This window comes from Arenibacter latericius DSM 15913 (assembly GCF_000424985.1).
In the GTDB taxonomy this organism is placed as follows: Bacteria; Bacteroidota; Bacteroidia; order Flavobacteriales; family Flavobacteriaceae; genus Arenibacter; species Arenibacter latericius.
This window is the reverse complement of sequence record NZ_AUKX01000041.1, coordinates 18903-38724: the sequence shown is the minus strand read 5'-3', so window position 1 is coordinate 38724 and position 19822 is coordinate 18903. Positions and strand designations below refer to the sequence as shown.

Genomic DNA, 19822 nt, shown 5'->3' with positions numbered 1-19822 from the left:
TAATTTATCTCCTTTGGTCGTATTCGTCTATTTTTTTAATATTTAATCTGCTTTAAATTTTCACCTAATAGGAGCTGATTGGATGCTATATTAGTAATGGAGTTTTTTGATTTATGATTAAATACCCAATTAATGGGGAGTTATGAAACTAGGTCTAATTGGGTTAATTAATTGGAGTAAGCCTTAATTTTCTTTACGGCTATCTGTAATACTGTTCTACGGTGGACTGATTCTAGAGAATATTTTCTTTACATCAGTCAGTGGACCATTTAGATTGATGCGGTTATTATAAACCTCAAAGAATTGAAGGAGTGGTTTAAGGATTTCTTTATTACAGAAAAACCTAAGACAAAAGAAAGATAATTGAGTTGCATAAACACAACATCTTATTATTACTATGGATTTTGGATGGGGAAGGAGATGGGGTGCTAAAAAAATAAAAGCCATATCATTGTAGTATATACCTTGATATGGCTTTCTAGAAACAGTTTACAAACAAGTTGTTCTGTACTATTGTTACAAAACGGCAACCATTGATTGCTTTTGCGTCGCTGTTTCAACGTTTGAAACACTTAATTTTCTAATTAAAGAAAACGGTGTTTCTCCCATTACCTAAATAAGTGATATTGTTAATGAGCATCTAAATACTCCAATAACAATGGTCAAATATTTACAAATTTTGAATCTTACCTAAGTAAGATCAGAATTCGATTTCAATTTGCAGTATTCCTAACATTAAATTGAAATAAGCAAATGGATAAAGAACGTAAACTTTATATAACCCTTATTTCATGAAATAACTAATAGTTACCTTATAAATATAAAGCTTTATTATCTAATAACCAAGTGTTTGTGATGATTTTAATAAAGATGTTATAAACACCAAATTAACATTGGATTTTAACAATTGTTCATAAAAAAAAGCGTCCATGAAACATGAACGCTTTTTGTATGCTGAAAGGATCGTATTAAGAACGAATTTCTTTAATTCTAGCCTTTTTACCAGTAAGCTGTCTAAAGTAGAAAATACGAGATCTACGAACTTTACCTCTTTTGTTAACTTCTATCTTTTGTAATGCAGGCATATTTACTGGGAAGATACGCTCTACACCAATAGTACCTGACATTTTACGGATAGTAAAAGTTTCAGTTGCTCCAGATCCTCTTCGTTGTATTACAACACCTCTAAAAAACTGGATTCTTGTTTTTTCCCCTTCTCTAATTTCATAGTACACTGTAATAGTGTCTCCTGCTGAAAATTTTGGGAAATCTTTCTTAGGAACAAATTCGTTTTCTACAAATTTTAATAACTCTTCCATGATATTTTATTAACAGTTACTTAAGTCAACATTCACGATTATCGTCAGAGGTTGAATTAATGGAGTGCAAAAATAGTTGATTTTTTAGAACTTACAAGTGAATGTTTCTTTTTTATCTAGATTTCCTGTATTTAGATGTATCTTAAAATAATACTTTCTTAAACTTAATATGTTGAAGTTCCTTATTTTAAGAAAGGCTACTAAATACATCACCCTATTGATCCAATAAATCTGGTCTTAGTTTCTTTGTTCTATCATAGGCTTGGTCTTCCCTCCATTTTTCAATTTTAGGAAAATTACCACTAACTAATACCTCTGGTACCATATGTCCTTTATAATCTGCAGGTCTAGTATAAACAGGTGGTGCTAATAGATTGTCCTGAAAAGTATCGGTAAGAGCAGATGTTTCATTATTTAAAACCCCAGGAATGAGTCGGATTATACTGTCACATAGTACAGCAGCGCCTAATTCCCCACCTGAAAGGACGTAATCGCCAATGGAAATTTCTTTAGTTATAAATAAGTCACGTACCCGTTGATCTACACCTTTATAGTGGCCACACAGAATAATAATATTATTTAATAGTGATAAGCTATTAGCTGTTTTTTGATTTAAGGTATTACCATCTGGTGTCATATAGATAACCTCGTCATAATCCCGTTCTTTTTTTAAAGCAGATATACACTTGTCTATAGGCTCTATCATTAGTACCATTCCTGCGCCTCCGCCAAATTGATAATCGTCTACTTGGTTATAGCTTTTATCTGTATAATCTCTTAAATTGTGTAAGTGTACTTCAACAATCTTTTTATCTATAGCCCTTTTTAGGATAGATGCTTCAAATGGACTTTTAAGAAGGTCCGGGACTACGGTAATAATATCTATTCGCATAACTAAAAGGTAATTACTATTAGGGCCAATTAAAATAGCGGTGCAAAAGTAATGAAAACACTTGGATAATTTTAATGTTGCATGGTTACTGTAAGATGTTGACCTAGTAGGGCTTTATCAATATGAGCAGTATTCTTTATATGACTCGGTGATATTATTGATTCATATAAGGAAAAGAGAATTATCGTATAGAGTTAATACAAATAAAAAAGCTCCCGAGAGGGAGCTTTTTTTATCACTTGGATTTTTTGTATTTGTTTATTTCGTCTTGAAGCTGTCTGCTAATTTTCTGCTCACGTTCCAATGCACGTCTTCTATGATCTTCGTATTCTTTTTCTACTTCAGAAAGCGACTGTTTAGCCTCTTGTGTAAGGATATTACTGTTTCTAAATTTATAGATAAAGAAAAGTAATAGGAGAAGTAAGGAGCCAATGATGGTCCATAGAATTACATTATAAGTGCTTTTTTCGATTAAAAGGCCTAAAAAAGACATGCTATCCTTTTCTTCTGTAACCGATGCAAGGTTATTAGTGGTCTCCTCCAGTTGTTGATTTAAGGATCCAATAGTCTCTTCGTGACCTGCAATGGTTGAATGAAGTTGGGTTGCCCTTTTGCTAAACTCATTAATAGAGTCTAAGACATTTTGTCTTAACTTATCAAGATTAGCTTCTTTTACCACCCTATATCTTACGCCATCTGCCCTCCAAGGTCCAGATTTTACAGTGATATATTCAAATTGGGAACTTATGGGGCCGCCATCTAAAGAAAGTACTACTTCCTCATCATCTTCCTGAGCAAGGTTTATGTTAAATGACAATAGGGCCATTACAATAAATAGTAATCTATACATTTTCATTAACGTAATTCTTATTGTTATTATTTATACCTAGACGGCAAAAGTACTTTAATAATCCCAATTAATAAATAAAACTAGTAACAATAATGAGTATTAACAGCTTAAAATCCACCTTGTTCCCTTCTAGTAGCTCATCTTAGACTGTTTTAGAAAGTAGGTGTGTTTCCTTGTTTTCCCTAATGTTTTGTAAAAAAGTGAATCTATAGACTTTAAATAATATCTAGCAAAGTTTTTTTCTATCGCTTTTGATATAAAAAAAGCGCCTTATTTAAATTTAAGACGCTTTTTTATTGTTGTATTGTTATTGAATAATTAGTCGCTCAATTTCTCCTTTTTCATTCAACATGGTGACGCTTGTTCTGCCATATCGTGTAATGCGACCAAATTTGGTTCTTGCATCTCTAATATCGTTAATTTCTTCGTCTCCAAAAGAGATTAACACCTTACCTTTTAAATCATACGCTCTAAAGGTTTCGGGAACTCCAATAATTTTGACACCTTTCTTGGTTTTAAATTTCTTCTTGTCCTTCTCAGTCAAATTTTTCACCTCGAAACCTAAATGAGGAATAACCATTGTTTGTCTTTCTTTTAAAGTTACTGGGACTTCAAAGGTTTTTTCATCTCTTAAAACAGAAACCATCAGTTCGTCTCCTGGTCTTTTAGAGGCAATATAGCCAATGAGGTCAGAGTATCTTCTAATTTCAACATTATCAATCCTTTTTATAATATCCCCTTCCGTTAATTCGGCATCATCAGCACCAGAGTCTTCTTCCACTTTTGCGATGTAAACTCCGTCTATTTCATTTAAACCTTTTTCTATTGCGTATGGACTATTGATTGGAACAGTGCTTATTCCTAAAATTCCTTTTTGAACATTTCCATATTCAATTATATCTTCAACAACTTTTTTAGCAATATTGCTTGGTACAGCAAAAGAGTAACCTACAAAAGAACCTGTTTGCGAGGTTATAGCAGTATTAATACCTATTAGATCTCCATTTGTATTTACCAAGGCTCCGCCACTATTACCTGGATTAACAGCTGCATCGGTCTGAATAAAGGATTGATCTAAACTTCCAAGGGCCCTTGCCTTAGCGCTTACAATACCTGCAGTAACCGTAGAAGTTAAACTAAAGGGGTTACCTACTGCTAAGACCCATTCACCAACCTTTGTTTCGTCCGAGTCACCAAAGGCTAGGTAGGGGAGTTTTCTGTCGGCATCTATTTTAATTAAGGCAATATCCGAATTTGGATCTGTTCCAATGACCTCCGCTTCATACGTTTTATTATTGTTTAGAGTAACTTGTAGTTGATCAGAATTAGCAATTACATGATTATTGGTAACGATATAGCCATCTTGGGAAATGATTACACCAGATCCTGTACCTACTTGCGATCTTTGAGTCCGACCAGAACCATAGAAAAACTCCATTAAGTTTGTGGGGCCCTTACTTATGGTAACGTTTTTAACGTGTACTACCGCATTAACAGTCATTTCTGCAGCGGTGGTAAAATCCACTTCATTGATACCAGCACCCTTGGCAGAGGTTGGTGTATAACTAGTAGTGACTAGCTGTGCTCCGTGGTCTGGGGAGACTATAGTATAACCAGGTTTTTCGAGAAAAAGTTTATAAGTCCCCAAAGTTATGGCACCTGCAAAAACAGCAACTAATAATAAACTTCCAAATTTCTTCATAAAAACATCGTTTTTTTAATTAACTACAGTAAAATTAACATAATTACTATTGAAAAAATTGCCTTTAACGACTTTTTAACTGCTAATTAAACTTTAATAAAATGATATCTTTGCATTATAAATTAAGATATGGTTTTAAAATTTTATAAGTACCAAGGAACAGGAAACGACTTTGTCGTTATTGATAATAGGGAGCAGATTTTCCCAAGTGATAAGAACGAATTAGTGTCCTTTTTATGTGATAGAAGATTCGGTATTGGAGCTGACGGATTAATTTTACTAGAGAATGATGATGCTACCGATTTTAAAATGGTTTACTATAATTCTGACGGGAATCAAAGTACTATGTGTGGTAATGGAGGGAGATGTATAGTAGCATTTGCCAACCATTTAGGGATTATAACGAAAGAAACTTCCTTTGTGGCGGTGGACGGATTGCATAAAGCAAAAATAGAAGATGATGTTGTTAGCCTTCAAATGCAAGATGTTAATGATTTAAAAGAAAAGACTAATTCTCTATTTTTAAATACTGGATCTCCGCATCACGTGCAGTTGGTAGATGGAGTAAAGGATTTCGATGTTCGTAAAGAGGGAGAAAGATTAAGGTATGGAGTGTATGGTAAGGAGGGGAGCAATATTAATTTTGTTGAAAGGATAGCTGATGAATCTTTTTTCGTGCGGACATATGAACGGGGGGTAGAAGATGAGACACTATCTTGTGGAACTGGAGTAACTGCGGTAGCTTTGGCAATGCATCACTCTGGGCAAGCTAATAGTAATACTGTAGCAATAACAACTCCAGGAGGCAAATTAGAGGTGAGTTTCTTAAAGAATGAAGGTAAGGAAGGGTATAACGAAATATGGCTGACCGGTGCTGCTCAGCTTGTTTTTAAAGGAGAGATAAATGTTAAATCTTAAAGGTAAGCGGCTGTTTCTAAGGGCGCTAGAACCCGAAGATTTAGATTTTCTTTATGAGCTAGAGAATAATCCGGAAATTTGGGAAATAAGTGGCACTACTGCGCCCTACTCTAAACATATTCTAAGAATTTATTTGGATAATGCCCATAAAGATATCTATGAGGTAAAACAGTTGCGGTTATGTATCTGTAATCTTGAAGGTAAAGTGATTGGGTTGATTGATTTGTTCGATTTTGATCCCAGGAATTTAAGGGTAGGAATGGGGATTGTGATAAGTGAAGAAGCGAATAGGAATCGTGGTGTTGGGGCAGAGGCTATTGAAATTTTATGCGATTATGTGTTCTCTGTTTTAGGGCTTAGACAAGTATACGCTAATGTGTTGGAAGATAACGCTCCAAGTATTCATTTGTTCACTAAATTGGGATTTAAGAAGGTAGGGGTAAAGAAAGATTGGATAAGTTCTAATGGGAAATTTAAAGACGAAATTCTTTTTCAAAAGATAAATAAAGGGTAATGAAAACAAAGCGTGTTTTGTTAATTATAGTTGGCTTAGGACTTATAATTGGTGCTGTCTTAGCTTATATGGTGTATGATACTTTCTTTACTCCTAATACTAAGTTTCAAGAAGAAACCACCTATGTATATATTCCTACAGATGCTAATTTTGAAACGGTAAAAGGTGTTCTGGAGGCTTCTTTAGATGATATATCGAAATTTGAATCCGCTGCCAGTACAAAGGGATATAGTGATAATGTAAGGGCTGGTAAATTTGCCCTGAAAAAAGGAATGAATAATAATGAAATTATTAATTCACTAAGAAGTCGCAATATTCCAGTAAAATTAGCTTTCAATAATCAAGAAACTTTGGCGGATTTGGCTGGTAGAGTGTCTTTGCAAATTGAGGCGGATAGTTTGAGTTTGTTAAAGGCTTTTCAAGACCTCTCATTTTTAGAAGCTAATGGTTTTAATGAAGACACCGCGCTTTCCATGTATGTTCCTAATAGTTATGAATTCTTTTGGAATACCTCTGCAGAAGGCTTTAGAGCGCGAATGTTAAAGGAGTATAATCGATTTTGGAATGAAAGTCGACTAGCTAAGGCTAAGGAACGTGGATTGAGTCCTTCTGAGGTTTCTACATTGGCCTCTATTGTCCATAAAGAAACTGTTAAAGTGGATGAAAGACCTAGAGTAGCTGGAGTTTATCTTAATAGATTAAGGACGGGCATGTTGTTGCAGGCAGACCCAACGGTGATTTATGCTATTAAAAAGCATACAGGGAATTTTGATACTATTATTAAAAGGGTTTTGTATAGAGATTTGGAGTTAGATTCTCCGTATAATACCTATAAAAATTCTGGTTTGCCTCCAGGTCCAATTGCTATGCCAGATATATCTGCAATAGATGCTGTTTTAACTCCTGAAAAACATGACTATTATTACTTTGTGGCTAATGTTGAGAATTTTGGATACCATAAATTTGCAAAAACTTTGGCGCAACACAACCGAAATAAAGTACAGTATATCCGTTGGATAAATTCGCAAAAGATTAATAGATAGTGTTTTAGAGCTAATTTATTGGCTGTTTATCTTATTTTTATACTAATTTTTTATAAAGTATCGTTAAAAAGGGTTTTGATTATTAGAAAGGAAGTATATTTGCGGACTGAAATTTAAGCAGGCTTATTTTTGTTTAGCCGTAAGTCTTAAGAAATCAAATATATGAGAAAGTGGACAAGAGTTTTGTTCCCCGTAATCATCATCTTTATTCTGTTTAGCTTCAGTTTTAAGCCGGTAAATGTTGTTGTAACCGTTCCAGAAGCCTTAAGAGTAAATGAACCTACAGAAGTATTATTTCCTAATCACAAAATCATTTTAAAAAAGCCGATTACCATTCCACCCTTTTTGGGAACTTCCTATAATGGATTTAAGGAGGCCTTGGCATTTAAGGAGTCTCAAGGAAATTATTTTACCACCAATGCCTTTGGATACCTTGGAAAATACCAGTTTGGTATTGGTACCTTAGAATTATTGGGTGTATATAATGCAACTATGTTTTTGAATGATCCTATTCTTCAAGAAAAGGTGTTTCAAACAAACTTATCTAGGAATAAATGGATTCTGCGTAGGGATATTAAACGTTTCGTGGGAAAGAAAATAAATGGCCAAGAGGTTACTGAGTCTGGTATACTAGCTGCAGCTCATCTTGCTGGGCCAGGTAATGTTAAGAAGTATCTCCGATCTTATGGTAAAAGTGATGTTAATGATAGCTTTGGTACAACAGTATCATACTATATCAAGCGATTTTCTGGATATGACATATCACATGTTACAGCAATAAGAAATCCGAAGATTTAATTAACTACTAAGAAAAAATAAAAACACAAAAAAAGCTCCAATATTTAATTGGGGCTTTTTTTTGTGTTTTGGGTTGCTTGCCTAGACTTAATTAAACCTTGTGTAAAAGTTTAATATCTAAGGTTAAGCTTGAAAAATAAAAATAGTGGGTCTTTTGTGTAATGTTATAGAGGTGTTCTTCCACTCACTAACGGTTTTTGTAGCAATAAATTCTGTGGGCAGGGTAATGTCACAAGCAATGCAAATTTGTGTATGTGGAGAAAGAGTCTTTAAAAACTCGGCCAACAGCTTGTCATTTCTATAAGGTGTTTCTATGAAAATCTGCGATTGCTGATTGTCTCGAGATATCTTTTCAAACTTCTTTAAACTTGCTTTTCGCTCTCCGGCATCAATAGGTAAGTATCCGTTAAATGCAAATCGCTGTCCGTCTAATCCGCTTGCCATTAGTGCGAGTAGGATAGAAGAAGGACCTACTAAGGGTACTACTTGAATTCCTTTTTGATGTGCTATTTTAACCAATTCAGCTCCAGGATCGGCAATACCTGGGCATCCCGCTTCAGATAATATTCCTACATCATAACCCTCCAAACAGGGGGCTAAAAAAGTAGGTAGTAAATGGGGTTCCGTATATTTATTAAGTAAATTGATATGCAGGCTAGGCTGCGATTTTTTGGAGCTTATTTTTTTAATAAAATGGCGGGCAGACTTTTCATTTTCTACCACATAATGATCTATTCTTTCAATAGTGCCTTTAACGGAGATAGGTAATACCTCTAAAGGTGCATTATCTCCCAGAGTTGTTGGGATGAGAAATAATTTGCCGCGCATATTGCTAGTAGCCTCCATTTAAACGGAGTGTTTTTGGTTAATTTCTTCAGCTATTTGTTCGCAAGCAGAATCTAAAAGTTGAAAAACGTTCTCAAATCCGTCATCACCTCCGTAGTAAGGATCGGGAACTTCTTGTTCCGAGCTGGGTTTTTTGTGTAATATTAATTTTACCTTTTGCTGTTCTAAACTGTTAGTGGCCAAGGCTAGAATGTTAGCATAGTTGTCCTTGTCCATGGCATATATGTAATCAAATTTCTTAAAGTCTTCCTTTGTAAATTGTCTACAACGTTGCCCACTAATGTCTATACCGTGTTTTTTGGCAACTGCTATAGATCTTGGATCTGGCTGTTTTCCAATATGGTAATTAGCTGTACCTGCAGAATCAACAAAAACTTTATCAGAATCTATCTTCTCTTTTAAAATACCTTCGGCCAAGGGCGATCTACAAATATTTCCCAAGCAGACCATAAGGACCTTTGTGCTCATAGAACATTGATTTTATGAAAGTTTCTTGGTTAAATCGTCTATGTATTTTTTAAATTGCTTGTCTGTTTCACCAAGGTTGTCTACCGTCTTACAAGCGTGTAATACTGTAGCATGATCTCGTTTTCCTATTTGCGACCCAATACTTGCTAAGGAAGCTTTGGTAAACTTTTTAGCGAAGAACATTGCTAGCTGTCTTGCTTGTACAATATGGCGCTTTCTTGTTTTAGATTGTAAAGTGGCAACATCCATTTCAAAGTAATCCGAAACTACCTTTTGGATGTAGTCAATAGAAACTTCACGTTTTGTGTTTTTAACGAACTTCTCTACCACCTGTTGAGCCAATTCTATAGTAACTTCCTTTTTGTTGAAGGAAGATTGAGCGATTAAAGAAATAATAGCGCCTTCTAATTCCCGAATATTAGTTTTTATATGCTTTGCAACATAGTTAATAATATCTTCTGGCATTTCTACTCCATCCCTGTATAACTTGTTCTTTAGAATGGAAATTCTTGTTTCAAAATCTGGGGATTGCAATTCTGCGGAAAGCCCCCATTTGAATCGGGATAATAATCGTTGTTCAATGTCTTGCATATCTACAGGTGCCTTATCGGAAGTAAGGATTACCTGTTTACCATTCTGATGTAGGTGGTTAAAAATATGGAAGAAAACATCTTGAGTCCCAGATTTTCCAGATAAAAACTGAACGTCGTCAATAATAAGAACATCTATTAACTGATAAAAGTGAATAAAGTCGTTTCTAGTATTTTTCTTGACGGACTCTATATACTGTTGTGTGAATTTTTCAGCAGATATATAAAGTACTGTTCTTTCTGGATACTTGTCTTTAATTTCAACTCCAATAGCGTGAGCCAAATGGGTTTTACCTAACCCTACTCCTCCAAAAACTAGTAATGGATTAAATGAAGTGCCTCCAGGTTTATTGGCAACAGCCATTCCGGCCGATCTTGCCAACCTATTAGCATCTCCTTCTAAAAAGTTGTCAAAATTGTAATTGGGGTTAAGTTGAGATTCTATTTTTATATTTCTTATCCCTGGAATTACAAAGGGATTTTTTAACTGTGGATTTTTAGATTTTATGGCAACGTCTAATTCCTGAGGTTCTACATTGGATCTGTTAGAACTAGGAATCTTTTCAGTAAAAGGTTCTGAATTGCCATAAGTGTTCTCCATCTTAATGATGTAAACCAACTTAGCAGTTTCACCAAGCTCTTTAGTAAGAGCTACTTTTAATAATTTTACATAATGCTCCTCTAGCCATTCATAAAAGAATTTGCTCGGAACCTGAATACTCAAAGCCTTGTCCGTTAGTTTTACCGGCTTAATAGGTTCAAACCAGGTTTTGAATGCCTGCGGTTGGATGTTGTCTTTAATGAAGTCCAAACAATTGATCCATACAGAATTTGCAGTAACACTCATTTTAAATAATTTCTTTTTTGGTTAGTGTAAAATATGATGTAAATGCGGAGGAAAAACCCGCTCTTTCTAGTTAGGCAAATATGTGAACAATTATCCTAATAAAAAAATTGGATAGGGGTTGATTATTCTCTTTTTTTTTCCCATGTTGTTCCCAAGATTTCGCTTAATTTTAAATATATAGTTTTTAACCGATATAACATGGATTTTAACAAGATTTCTTTTAGGGTAAGATACGGGGAAACAGATCAGATGGGAGTGGTGTATCACGGGAATTACCCGCAATACTTGGAGATGGGACGGGTTGAGTGGTTAAGGTCGATAGGCATTTCCTATAAAACGATGGAAGAAAACGGAATAATGTTGCCCGTAATTTCTTTGAACATAAATTATAAAAAACCGGCGTTATATGATGACCTTCTGACAGTTACTACTCGAATCCATAAAAGACCCTTGGTGAGAATAGAATTTGACTACGAAATTCTTAATGAAGCGAATGAATTGTTGATAGAAGCTAATACCGTTTTGGCATTTATGGATTCTAAAACAAATAGGCCTATAAAATGCCCGGATTATATTTTAGACAAACTAAATGTTTAACCGTTTTATTTTTACCGGATGCATACTAGAAAATGTATCTTCCGTGCGATCGGAATCACTTCTTCTCACAGAAATTGTAATTTTACAGTCCATTCCCATTTCTTGAGAAACAATTTCTAACTGATTTTGTTTTATTGCTCGCATCACTTTATCCATTTCTGGGTAATCAAAAGATAAAAGAAACTGTTGCTGTAAGGTCTTGCTTATTACTTTGGCTTCTTCCAAGGTCATTTGTGCTGCAGTACGGTAGGCATTGATTAGGCCTCCTACGCCAAGTTTTGTTCCTCCGAAAATCCTAGCTACTACAATTAGTATATTGGTGACACCAAAGGATTGTATCTGTCCATATATGGGCATTCCTGCAGAATTGTTGGGCTCCCCATCATCATTGGCGCGGTATTTAATATCTTCTACTCCTAATTGCCAAGCATAACAAAGGTGATTGGCCGTAGGATGTTGTTGGCCTATTTCCTCTAGGATTGGTTTTACTTCCTCCTCGTCCAAAATAGGAAATGCATAGCCGTAAAACTTACTTTTCCTATCCTTAAACATGACTTCGGGGCTTGGTGAGCTTATAGTTTTATAAATGTCTGATGCCATAATCTAATTTAAAAATACGCCACTAAAATAATGCTGATAATAGCAAGTCCAATACCTGTCCAGTTTTTTGTGCTTATCTTTTCTTTGAATAATATGATTCCTAATAAGGTAGTAGACATAACTATTGCCACATTGTTAATAGTAAATACAGAAGCACTGTTCAGCTCTTTATGTTGTAGAGCTGCCAGTATAAAATAAACAGAAAAATAATTGGGTACTCCTAAGGCAATTCCCCCTAAGATATTCTTTAAACTTAACTTTAATTTCTGTTTAAAGGATCTAATTGCTACTAACATAAGCCCAACTGTTGCGGCTGAGGCAAAGATAGTGGCAGAAAATAAAGAAAACTCTTCTTTAGGTACTCTTGTTTCTTCCAAGAATTTAATACTAGTGTCTATTATTCCAGAACCTAGAAAGACTAGAGTAGGTAAAAGGTAGATGTTTTTATTGAACGGGAGTCCCTTTTCTTTTGCTGAGGCAAAATAAACCGCTCCTAAAGCTAAAACTACTCCTAAAATTTTAAGAGGCCCTAACTCTTCATTATAAACTAGAACACCAAATACCACAGGGATTACTAGAGACATTTTGGTGGCGACGGAAGCAACTGCAATCCCGCTTCTTTGTGAGGTTGCTGCTATAAGGTGAAAAACAAGAATAAATAATACCCCGAGGAGTAATGTCCCTAAAAACCATGGTTTTTCTGGGATTTCAATTAGGTTGATTTCTTTTTTGTAGAAGGAAAAACCAACAATAGAGGCTACAATGTAATTAACTACTATGGCATAAGAGGTTTGTATTTCCATTCTGGAATACAATTTAAAAACAACAAATATGATGCTTGAAAATAGAACACTTAGCCCAAGGTCTAACATTATAACTTGGTGTTTAGGTCAATAATGTCTTCCTTGCCAACTTGTAAGTGCCACGTCTTTATTCCCAATTTTGCTGCGGAATCTGTATTCTCCTGGGTGTCATCAATAAATAAGGTTTCCTCGGGTTTTAAATCGTTTTGCTCTAATACAAATTGGTAAATCTCCGCATTTGGTTTTCTGAGCTTTATTTCATGCGAAAGGTAAAACTGCTCAAAGCTGTTTTTAAACCGATTATAACGATCTATTCCCATGGTTTTAGCTACGTGAGGAATGTGTAATGCATTGGTATTGCTTAAAAGAAATAATCTATATTTCCCTTGACTTGCTAATTCTTCAATAAACTTCAATCTATAATCAGGAAGGTCTAATAACATGGAATTCCAGATGTCCGTAATTTCTGTGGTGGAAAGATTCTTAAAATCAAGCTGAAGTTGAGAGGTAAACTCCTTAGGAGTTATTTTTCCCACCTCAAATTCTTCGTTTAGCGTATAGAATCGTTTTGGAAGCTCTAAAATCCCTTGATTTTGAAATGCTTTAAAAACTACCTGTTTGTCTAGGTTGATAAATATATCGCCAAAATCGAAAATAATATTCTTAATCATGTTTTATCAGTGTTAATGTGTCGGTCAATATTGGTATGCTTTTTATAGTGCGTCCCTGTATCATTGGAGGCCTTAATCCGGTTCCAAACTGGGATTGTCCTGTAAAAACACGGGCTTCATCCCATAACTCAGCATCAATAAAACTTTGTAATGTCTGAGTGCCACCCTCTACAATAACACTCAATATTTGATGTTTATGGAGTATGTTACAGACTTGTTCAGCTAATTTTTCCTTAAAATCAATTTCTTCATAAAAAACACCTTTAATAGGGGTTGAAGGTGCTTTGTTAGTAATAACAATGGTTTTTACACTACTATCTAACACATGGAAATGAGTGGGTGTTCTTAATTTCCGGTCTAATATTATTCTTACAGGGTTACTTCCTTTCCATCGCCTTACACTTAAGCTGGGGTTATCTGCTAGTACAGTATTTGTACCTACCATGATGGCGTGCTCTTCACTCCGCCATTGGTGTACCAATTGCTGTGAGTGGGAATTGCTGATCCAAAACGGTTCGGGGTTATTGGCTCTTTTCGAGTCTGTTGGAGCAATATAACCATCACTGGTTTGGGCCCATTTTAAGATAATATAAGGACGAGATTTGGTGTGATAAGTTAAAAATCGCTTGTGGTGTTCTCTACATTCTTCCTCCAATATTCCAACGGTTACCTCACAGCCAGCAGATCTTAATTTCTCAACACCTTTACCAGCTACTTTTTCATGTGGGTCTAACACACCTATTACAACCCGTGGAATTTTATGATGTATAACTAGGTCGGCGCAGGGAGGTGTTTTCCCATAGTGGGAACATGGTTCTAAGGTTACATAAAGTGTAGCTTCTTTTAAAAGTGAATGGTCCTTTACGGAATTAATAGCGTTTACTTCGGCATGTGAGCCTCCGTAGGGACTAGTGTATCCCTCTCCAATTATTTTTCCGTCACAAACAATAACACTGCCTACCATGGGGTTGGGAAAGGTAGTCCCTAGTCCATTTTTGGCCAGTTGTATGCATCTCGAAATATATTTTTCATGTATCTTCACTCCGCAAAAATAGCACAATATTGGTAGATTTTGGAAAAGCAAAGGATAGGGGTAGTTATTAGGGAAATACAATCTGCGGATAATGAGAAGGTAGCCAAGTTAATCCGAAAGGTGTTAATTGAGTTAGGCGTTCCTAAAGTGGGTACGGCTTATGCGGATATTTCCTTAGATCAGATGTTTCAGAATTACCAAAAGCCTAAAGCTGCTTATTTTGTGGTGGAGGAACAAGGATGCATTGTGGGGTGTGCTGGTATTGCCCAATTGGAGTACGATAAGGGCAATGTTTGTGAATTGCAAAAGATGTATTTTCTTGAAGAAGCTAGGGGACGTGGATTAGGAGCTGAAATGATAAAAATCTGTTACAATCGTGCCTTGGAATTTGAGTACGAGTATATTTATTTAGAAACCATGCCTTATATGAAAGCGGCCCAAAAGCTATATCTTAAATCGGGTTTCAAATATTTGGAAGGGCCTATGGGCGATACCGGACATTATTCCTGTTCTGTTTGGATGATAAAACCATTACATCATTCATTTTTAGAATAAATTTTTTACCAATGGCCAATTAGAGGCAATTAATGAATTACAATGCATTTAAAAGAAATTAAAAAGATTTACCATAAAGAGCTAGATTCCCTTTATCCTAAAGAAGAGGTGGATAGTTTTTTTTACCTAACGATAGAACATTATTTGGGGTTGGAGCGATTTGTACTGGTTTTGGAACCCAATTTAACGATTACAAAAGAAGAGGAGGGACAATTGTTTAGTGCCTTAAGCGAATTACGATTACAACGGCCTATACAGTATGTGTTAGGAAGCACTCAGTTTTGCGATTTGGATTTTATAGTCAATCAAAATGTATTAATACCTAGACCAGAAACAGAGGAATTGGTCTATTGGATTTTAGATGAGCTGCGCCATGTTGAAAAAGAAATCTCCATATTGGACGTGGGGACGGGTAGTGGCTGTATTGCAATATCCTTATCTAAGTACCTTTCCCAAGCTAAGGTGCAGGGGTTGGATATTTCTAAAAAGGCATTAGAGGTGGCTAAACAAAATGCCATTAAAAATGAGGTGGAGGTAAGTTTTTTAGAATTTGATGCCCTCTCCTTAGAACAGTTTGAGGGCCAATATGATGTTATTGTCTCTAACCCTCCCTATGTTAGGGAGCTGGAGAAAAAAGCTATGAAAAAAAATGTGTTGGATTATGAGCCTGATGGAGCACTCTTTGTTCCTGATGAAGATCCATTGTTGTTTTATAAAAGTATTGTTAGGTTTGCCCATCACCATCTAAAACCTGGTGGAATGTTGTTTTTTGAGATTAATCAATACTTAGGGGAAGCGACTAAAAAGCTGATGCAAGAGGAAGGTTTTTTGGAATTAGACCTTAGGGAAGATATGTATGGTAACCACAGAATGTTGAAAGGGGTATGGGCTTAAATAATTAACTGATTATAGATTTAGCTATAAGGGGGATTTAACTGCTAAAAAGCTAGAAAACGAGATTACATCGGTCTCTAGTTAAATAAAAAACAAGATAAGTAAAGTAGTATTTTGCGGTAGTAAAGAGGGTAACGACCCAGAAATAATACAAATGGCTTACCAGTTGGGGCTTCATCAAAAACCTACAGGTATTTTAAATATCAATGGGATTTACGATGAACTGTTAGCGTTTTTGAGTAACATGGTGAGTAAAGGATTTTTAAAACAGGATAATTACGATATGTTGCTGGTAGATGATTCTATAGAGGGACTTCTGACATAAATGAAAAATTATCAGCCACAACCATTACCAAAATGGATAATAAAGGAACAATTATAAATGAAGATTAAAGAGCAAATAGAAGCACTGCGAAAAGAATTGCATCAACATAATTATAATTATTATGCGTTAGATAATGCTACTATATCTGACTATGATTTTGATATGAAACAGAAAGAGCTACAGGCTCTGGAAGCTAAATATCCTGAATATTACGATTCCAATTCTCCAACCTTACGAGTAGGGGGTACAATCACCAAGAACTTTGAAACTATAGTTCATGAACAGCGGATGTATTCTTTGGATAATTCTTATTCCAAAGAAGATTTAGAAGATTGGGAAAAGAGGATACAAAAAATACTGGGCGATGTTGCAGTAGAGTTTACCTGTGAGCTAAAGTATGATGGAGCATCTATTAGTTTAACCTATGAAGATGGAAAATTGGTGAGGGCCTTAACCCGGGGGGATGGATTTCAAGGTGATGATGTTACCAACAATGTAAGAACCATTAAATCGGTACCGCTACAGTTGCAAGGAGATTATCCAAAGAAATTTGATATTCGTGGTGAAATAGTTTTACCTTTTGAAGGATTTGCTCAAATGAATAAGGAGCGGATAGAGAATGGCGAGGAACCTTATATGAACCCTAGAAATACCGCAGCTGGGAGTTTAAAATTGCAAGATAGTGCGTTGGTAGCGGAACGTCCTTTAGAGTGTCTTTTATACAGTGTTGTGGGAGCAGATCTTGGTTTGGAATCACAATTTCAAATGTTAGAAAAAGCTAGAAGTTGGGGATTTAAGGTGCCTACCGTGGCAAAACTTTGTAAATCTACCAATGAAGTGCTAGAATTTGTGGAATATTGGGATGTATATAGACACCAACTGCCATACGAAACAGATGGGGTAGTGGTAAAGGTAAATAACATACAATACCAAGAAGAGCTTGGCTATACGTCTAAGTCCCCACGATGGGCAATGGCTTACAAATTTAAAGCAGAGCAGGTTTCTACCACCTTAGATGAAATTACCTATCAAGTAGGACGTACTGGAGCCATTACTCCTGTTGCTAATTTAACACCTGTTTTATTGGCAGGTACTACTGTAAAACGCGCCTCTTTGCATAATGCAGATCAAATAGAGAAATTTGATATTAGGGTAGGTGATACGGTTTTTGTAGAAAAGGGAGGAGAAATCATCCCAAAGATAATTGGAGTCGATTTTACTAAAAGACCTTTAGATTCGGAGCCAACGGTATATATTGATAGATGCCCAGAGTGCGGTACTCAGCTGGAGCGTACAGAAGGAGATGCTAAGCATTACTGCCCTAATGAATATGGTTGTCCTCCCCAGATTACTGGTCGCATTCAGCATTTTATTTCCCGAAAAGCCATGGATATTGAAGGCCTGGGAGCAGAAACGGTAGAATTGCTTTTTAGAGAGGGGCTAATTCACAATTATGCCGATTTGTATAGCCTTACTAAAGAACAACTACTTCCGTTGGAGCGAATGGCCGAAAAATCGGCGGAAAACTTAATTAAAGGAGTTGCCGAATCGATTCAAATTCCTTTTGAAAGGGTATTGTTTGCATTGGGAATACGTTTTGTAGGAGAAACTGTGGCTAAAAAACTAGCGAAAGCCTATAAAAATATTGATGCACTGCAAAACGCTACGACGGAAGAATTAATGCAAGTAGACGAAATTGGGCAACGGATAGCGGAAAGTGTAGTAGGCTTTTTTGCAAACGAAATCAATGTGGAGATTATTTCTAGATTGAGACAAGAAGGGGTGCAATTAGAGATTTCTAAAGAAAAGTTGCTCAACCAGACGGAGTTATTTAAGGGTCAAACTTTTGTAGTATCCGGAGTATTTGAGAATATAAGTAGAAATGAGTTAAAGAAATTGATAGAGGATAATGGAGGAAAGGTAGGCTCTAGTATATCCTCTAAAACGTCTTATCTTGTGGCAGGAGATAAGATGGGGCCAAGTAAAAGAACCAAGGCAGAAAGTGTAGGGGTGCCTATTATCTCTGAAAGTGATTTTATGGAAATGTTAGAATAATAGATCGATTTAAGTCTTTTACACAGCTAGAGTTGTTTTGGTGCTAAAGGATTACACATCTTATCTTTCTTTTTAACAGAGGACGGAGATTCGTTCATTGATTATAAGGCTATTTATAAGGCTATTCTTTTACCCATCAGATAAATAGCAGATTAGGAAAAGGTTTTATTATTTAACGTATAAAAAATGACTAATAATGAAAGCTTAAAGTGCTAGACCCTAGACCTGTTATATTAATCAGAAATGAATCCTTTATGCCTTTATCTAATGTAGAAGTATAGATTGTTTATTTAAAATATTTTAATAATGTCTATTCCAAAAAGTTATATAGAATTTAAAGAAACACTTACACATCAAACCCCGCCACTTACTTGGTCTGAAGCCTTGCGAGCGATGTGGTTTGATGTTAAGGGGGATTGGGAGGCATCCCATAATATTGCACAAGATTTGCACGACACCAATGGCAGCTGGATTCACGCTTATCTACATAGAAAAGAAGGGGATAAGTTTAATGCTGGATATTGGTATAGAATGGCGGGTAGAAGTTTCCCTAGCATAAGTTTGGAAGAGGAACAGCAGGAATTAGTGACGTATTTTTTAGAGCAATAGTGATAAAAGGGATTGTTTAGGAATAAAGATAATGTGGCTACCCTATAAAATGTAATACTAGTAATCAGAGTACTCCGTTGGATAGTAAAAACGGGTAATATTTTTAGAAACGTTATTTTGGTAGTTTTCATCCGTTTTTAACTTGTTCCATACAGGTGAATTAGCAAATGACTCCCAATGTGCATCTCTACTAGCTTTATTTTCAAATGTGGTCATATACATAAGGTTTGGCATTGTGGCCCCGGATATTACCTCTCCGTAAAAAACAGCATTAAACCCTAAATCGTCAAAGAGTGCTATTTCTCCACCTTGGTTAAACATGGCTACTTTATTGGTGTACTTGGCCTCGGTGGCAGACTCATAGCTTCTTAACTCGTATACACGTTCTTTGCGAGGCCCTGTTAAAGGGGAAGCATTCATCTTGGGCATATCTATAAAAGCTTTTAAAATTATTGATTCTGCCCTGTTATAGGGTGGATTGTTATAGGGGGCGTTTAAAAAATCTTTAGCAGCTGCCATATATGCTTTATCCTTATGTAACTTGGATTCTAAAGTCTCTAACACCTTTAAAGTTTTCATAGGAATCAAAACCTTAATGCTCCTAGGGTTTAAAGAATCAATGGTTTTAGGTTTAAAAACGCCCACGTTCTTTATTTTAAATTTTTTTAAGGCAGGCAATAAGGCCTCGCTGAGGTATTTATCAGTTCTATTTTCTTGTTCCTTGCTATCTAAAAGGTAGGTTTTAAGTTGATAGTACTCCCTTTGCTGGGCTTGTATCAAATTACTTACTGAGAATAGGAGTAAAAATAATGGAAGGTATAGCGCTTTGTACATGTGGTTAGATTAATTAGTTGTTGTTTTAAGTTTAATGAAATGTGGTAAAGTGGGCCGTA

Annotated in this window: 22 protein-coding genes; 10 read left to right on the top strand and 12 right to left on the bottom strand. The window is 35.6% G+C overall.

Annotated elements, in window-relative coordinates; all coding sequences use genetic code 11:
• Nucleotides 1-968: 968 nt before the first annotated feature.
• From rplS to H344_RS0112910, 4 genes are all read right to left on the bottom strand, one after another.
• The gene (rplS, locus tag H344_RS0112925; protein ID WP_026810714.1) at nucleotides 969-1319 is read right to left on the bottom strand and encodes a 50S ribosomal protein L19; all 351 of its coding nucleotides are present in this window, start codon (nucleotides 1317-1319) and stop codon (nucleotides 969-971) included.
• Between the two features lie 214 nt (nucleotides 1320-1533).
• Nucleotides 1534-2211 (bottom strand): tRNA (guanosine(37)-N1)-methyltransferase TrmD, encoded by a 678-nt coding sequence (gene trmD, locus H344_RS0112920; protein ID WP_026810713.1) that lies wholly within the window; start codon nucleotides 2209-2211, stop codon nucleotides 1534-1536.
• Nucleotides 2212-2446: 235 nt separating this feature from the next.
• On the bottom strand, nucleotides 2447-3067 hold the full coding sequence (locus tag H344_RS0112915; protein WP_026810712.1) for a hypothetical protein: 621 nt from the start codon (nucleotides 3065-3067) through the stop codon (nucleotides 2447-2449).
• 301 nt (nucleotides 3068-3368) lie between these two features.
• Nucleotides 3369-4763 carry a S1C family serine protease gene (locus tag H344_RS0112910; protein ID WP_026810711.1) on the bottom strand — a complete coding sequence of 465 codons (1395 nt, stop codon included), beginning with the start codon at nucleotides 4761-4763 and terminating at the stop codon, nucleotides 3369-3371.
• 129 nt (nucleotides 4764-4892) lie between these two features.
• Here H344_RS0112910 and dapF point away from each other — a divergent pair, with 129 nt between their 5' ends.
• The 4 genes from dapF to H344_RS0112890 all read left to right on the top strand — a co-directional run bounded on the left by dapF (nucleotide 4893) and on the right by H344_RS0112890 (nucleotide 8036).
• On the top strand, nucleotides 4893-5681 hold the full coding sequence (gene dapF, locus H344_RS0112905; RefSeq protein WP_026810710.1) for a diaminopimelate epimerase: 789 nt from the start codon (nucleotides 4893-4895) through the stop codon (nucleotides 5679-5681).
• The gene (locus H344_RS0112900) at nucleotides 5668-6195 is read left to right on the top strand and encodes a GNAT family N-acetyltransferase (protein WP_026810709.1); all 528 of its coding nucleotides are present in this window, start codon (nucleotides 5668-5670) and stop codon (nucleotides 6193-6195) included. Before dapF ends, H344_RS0112900 begins: the two co-directional genes overlap by 14 nt.
• Nucleotides 6195-7238 (top strand): endolytic transglycosylase MltG, encoded by a 1044-nt coding sequence (mltG, locus tag H344_RS0112895; protein WP_026810708.1) that lies wholly within the window; start codon nucleotides 6195-6197, stop codon nucleotides 7236-7238. The genes H344_RS0112900 and mltG overlap by 1 nt, the downstream gene beginning before the upstream one ends.
• 162 nt (nucleotides 7239-7400) lie before the next feature.
• Nucleotides 7401-8036, top strand: a complete 636-nt coding sequence (locus H344_RS0112890; protein WP_026810707.1) for a hypothetical protein — start codon at nucleotides 7401-7403, stop codon at nucleotides 8034-8036.
• Between the two features lie 123 nt (nucleotides 8037-8159).
• On the opposite strand, the gene H344_RS0112885 is transcribed toward H344_RS0112890, so the two are convergent.
• The 3 genes from H344_RS0112885 to dnaA are packed head-to-tail and all read right to left on the bottom strand — an operon-like array spanning nucleotide 8160 to nucleotide 10787.
• Nucleotides 8160-8882, bottom strand: a complete 723-nt coding sequence (locus H344_RS0112885) for an SAM-dependent methyltransferase (protein ID WP_026810706.1) — start codon at nucleotides 8880-8882, stop codon at nucleotides 8160-8162.
• Nucleotides 8883-9350, bottom strand: a complete 468-nt coding sequence (locus H344_RS0112880) for a low molecular weight protein-tyrosine-phosphatase (RefSeq protein ID WP_026810705.1) — start codon at nucleotides 9348-9350, stop codon at nucleotides 8883-8885.
• A gap of 12 nt (nucleotides 9351-9362) precedes the next feature.
• Nucleotides 9363-10787 (bottom strand): chromosomal replication initiator protein DnaA, encoded by a 1425-nt coding sequence (gene dnaA / locus H344_RS0112875; RefSeq protein ID WP_026810704.1) that lies wholly within the window; start codon nucleotides 10785-10787, stop codon nucleotides 9363-9365.
• Between the two features lie 198 nt (nucleotides 10788-10985).
• Here dnaA and H344_RS0112870 point away from each other — a divergent pair, with 198 nt between their 5' ends.
• Complete coding sequence (locus H344_RS0112870; protein WP_026810703.1) at nucleotides 10986-11384, top strand: acyl-CoA thioesterase; 399 nt, start codon at nucleotides 10986-10988, stop codon at nucleotides 11382-11384.
• Here H344_RS0112870 and H344_RS0112865 read toward each other — a convergent pair.
• Genes H344_RS0112865 through ribD form a run of 4 tightly spaced genes read right to left on the bottom strand, consistent with a single transcriptional unit; the run spans nucleotide 11373 to nucleotide 14500 of the window.
• Nucleotides 11373-11984 carry an IMPACT family protein gene (locus H344_RS0112865; RefSeq protein ID WP_026810702.1) on the bottom strand — a complete coding sequence of 204 codons (612 nt, stop codon included), beginning with the start codon at nucleotides 11982-11984 and terminating at the stop codon, nucleotides 11373-11375. The genes H344_RS0112870 and H344_RS0112865 overlap by 12 nt on opposite strands.
• Before the next feature lie 8 nt (nucleotides 11985-11992).
• Nucleotides 11993-12856 (bottom strand): DMT family transporter, encoded by an 864-nt coding sequence (locus H344_RS0112860; protein ID WP_026810701.1) that lies wholly within the window; start codon nucleotides 12854-12856, stop codon nucleotides 11993-11995.
• Nucleotides 12856-13458 carry an HAD family hydrolase gene (locus H344_RS0112855; RefSeq protein ID WP_026810700.1) on the bottom strand — a complete coding sequence of 201 codons (603 nt, stop codon included), beginning with the start codon at nucleotides 13456-13458 and terminating at the stop codon, nucleotides 12856-12858. Before H344_RS0112855 ends, H344_RS0112860 begins: the two co-directional genes overlap by 1 nt.
• A complete protein-coding gene (gene ribD, locus H344_RS0112850) occupies nucleotides 13451-14500 on the bottom strand; it encodes a bifunctional diaminohydroxyphosphoribosylaminopyrimidine deaminase/5-amino-6-(5-phosphoribosylamino)uracil reductase RibD (RefSeq protein ID WP_026810699.1) in 1050 nt (349 codons plus the stop codon). Before ribD ends, H344_RS0112855 begins: the two co-directional genes overlap by 8 nt.
• A gap of 30 nt (nucleotides 14501-14530) precedes the next feature.
• On the opposite strand from ribD, the gene H344_RS0112845 reads away from it, so the two are divergent.
• From H344_RS0112845 to H344_RS0112825, 5 genes are all read left to right on the top strand, one after another.
• The gene (locus H344_RS0112845; protein ID WP_240484984.1) at nucleotides 14531-15046 is read left to right on the top strand and encodes a GNAT family N-acetyltransferase; all 516 of its coding nucleotides are present in this window, start codon (nucleotides 14531-14533) and stop codon (nucleotides 15044-15046) included.
• Between the two features lie 42 nt (nucleotides 15047-15088).
• Complete coding sequence (gene prmC, locus H344_RS0112840) at nucleotides 15089-15940, top strand: peptide chain release factor N(5)-glutamine methyltransferase (protein WP_026810697.1); 852 nt, start codon at nucleotides 15089-15091, stop codon at nucleotides 15938-15940.
• A gap of 154 nt (nucleotides 15941-16094) precedes the next feature.
• On the top strand, nucleotides 16095-16265 hold the full coding sequence (locus tag H344_RS21460; protein ID WP_084148806.1) for an LOG family protein: 171 nt from the start codon (nucleotides 16095-16097) through the stop codon (nucleotides 16263-16265).
• Nucleotides 16266-16322: 57 nt separating this feature from the next.
• The gene (gene ligA / locus H344_RS0112830) at nucleotides 16323-18320 is read left to right on the top strand and encodes an NAD-dependent DNA ligase LigA (RefSeq protein ID WP_026810696.1); all 1998 of its coding nucleotides are present in this window, start codon (nucleotides 16323-16325) and stop codon (nucleotides 18318-18320) included.
• A 306-nt stretch (nucleotides 18321-18626) separates the two neighbouring features.
• Nucleotides 18627-18929, top strand: a complete 303-nt coding sequence (locus H344_RS0112825; RefSeq protein ID WP_026810695.1) for a hypothetical protein — start codon at nucleotides 18627-18629, stop codon at nucleotides 18927-18929.
• 57 nt (nucleotides 18930-18986) lie between these two features.
• On the opposite strand, the gene H344_RS0112820 is transcribed toward H344_RS0112825, so the two are convergent.
• On the bottom strand, nucleotides 18987-19763 hold the full coding sequence (locus H344_RS0112820) for an NIPSNAP family protein (RefSeq protein ID WP_026810694.1): 777 nt from the start codon (nucleotides 19761-19763) through the stop codon (nucleotides 18987-18989).
• Nucleotides 19764-19822: the final 59 nt, after the last annotated feature.

What these genes read in the sequence shown, in the direction of transcription:
- rplS (WP_026810714.1), bottom strand. Translation starts at nt 1,319, where the DNA reads ATGGAAGAGTTATTAAAATTTGTAGAAAACGAATTTGTTCCTAAGAAA.
- trmD (WP_026810713.1), bottom strand. Translation starts at nt 2,211, where the DNA reads ATGCGAATAGATATTATTACCGTAGTCCCGGACCTTCTTAAAAGTCCA.
- H344_RS0112915 (WP_026810712.1), bottom strand. Translation starts at nt 3,067, where the DNA reads ATGAAAATGTATAGATTACTATTTATTGTAATGGCCCTATTGTCATTT.
- H344_RS0112910 (WP_026810711.1), bottom strand. Translation starts at nt 4,763, where the DNA reads ATGAAGAAATTTGGAAGTTTATTATTAGTTGCTGTTTTTGCAGGTGCC.
- dapF (WP_026810710.1), top strand. Translation starts at nt 4,893, where the DNA reads ATGGTTTTAAAATTTTATAAGTACCAAGGAACAGGAAACGACTTTGTC.
- H344_RS0112900 (WP_026810709.1), top strand. Translation starts at nt 5,668, where the DNA reads ATGTTAAATCTTAAAGGTAAGCGGCTGTTTCTAAGGGCGCTAGAACCC.
- mltG (WP_026810708.1), top strand. Translation starts at nt 6,195, where the DNA reads ATGAAAACAAAGCGTGTTTTGTTAATTATAGTTGGCTTAGGACTTATA.
- H344_RS0112890 (WP_026810707.1), top strand. Translation starts at nt 7,401, where the DNA reads ATGAGAAAGTGGACAAGAGTTTTGTTCCCCGTAATCATCATCTTTATT.
- H344_RS0112885 (WP_026810706.1), bottom strand. Translation starts at nt 8,882, where the DNA reads ATGGAGGCTACTAGCAATATGCGCGGCAAATTATTTCTCATCCCAACA.
- H344_RS0112880 (WP_026810705.1), bottom strand. Translation starts at nt 9,350, where the DNA reads ATGAGCACAAAGGTCCTTATGGTCTGCTTGGGAAATATTTGTAGATCG.
- dnaA (WP_026810704.1), bottom strand. Translation starts at nt 10,787, where the DNA reads ATGAGTGTTACTGCAAATTCTGTATGGATCAATTGTTTGGACTTCATT.
- H344_RS0112870 (WP_026810703.1), top strand. Translation starts at nt 10,986, where the DNA reads ATGGATTTTAACAAGATTTCTTTTAGGGTAAGATACGGGGAAACAGAT.
- H344_RS0112865 (WP_026810702.1), bottom strand. Translation starts at nt 11,984, where the DNA reads ATGGCATCAGACATTTATAAAACTATAAGCTCACCAAGCCCCGAAGTC.
- H344_RS0112860 (WP_026810701.1), bottom strand. Translation starts at nt 12,856, where the DNA reads ATGTTAGACCTTGGGCTAAGTGTTCTATTTTCAAGCATCATATTTGTT.
- H344_RS0112855 (WP_026810700.1), bottom strand. Translation starts at nt 13,458, where the DNA reads ATGATTAAGAATATTATTTTCGATTTTGGCGATATATTTATCAACCTA.
- prmC (WP_026810697.1), top strand. Translation starts at nt 15,089, where the DNA reads ATGCATTTAAAAGAAATTAAAAAGATTTACCATAAAGAGCTAGATTCC.
- H344_RS21460 (WP_084148806.1), top strand. Translation starts at nt 16,095, where the DNA reads ATGGCTTACCAGTTGGGGCTTCATCAAAAACCTACAGGTATTTTAAAT.
- ligA (WP_026810696.1), top strand. Translation starts at nt 16,323, where the DNA reads ATGAAGATTAAAGAGCAAATAGAAGCACTGCGAAAAGAATTGCATCAA.
- H344_RS0112825 (WP_026810695.1), top strand. Translation starts at nt 18,627, where the DNA reads ATGTCTATTCCAAAAAGTTATATAGAATTTAAAGAAACACTTACACAT.
- H344_RS0112820 (WP_026810694.1), bottom strand. Translation starts at nt 19,763, where the DNA reads ATGTACAAAGCGCTATACCTTCCATTATTTTTACTCCTATTCTCAGTA.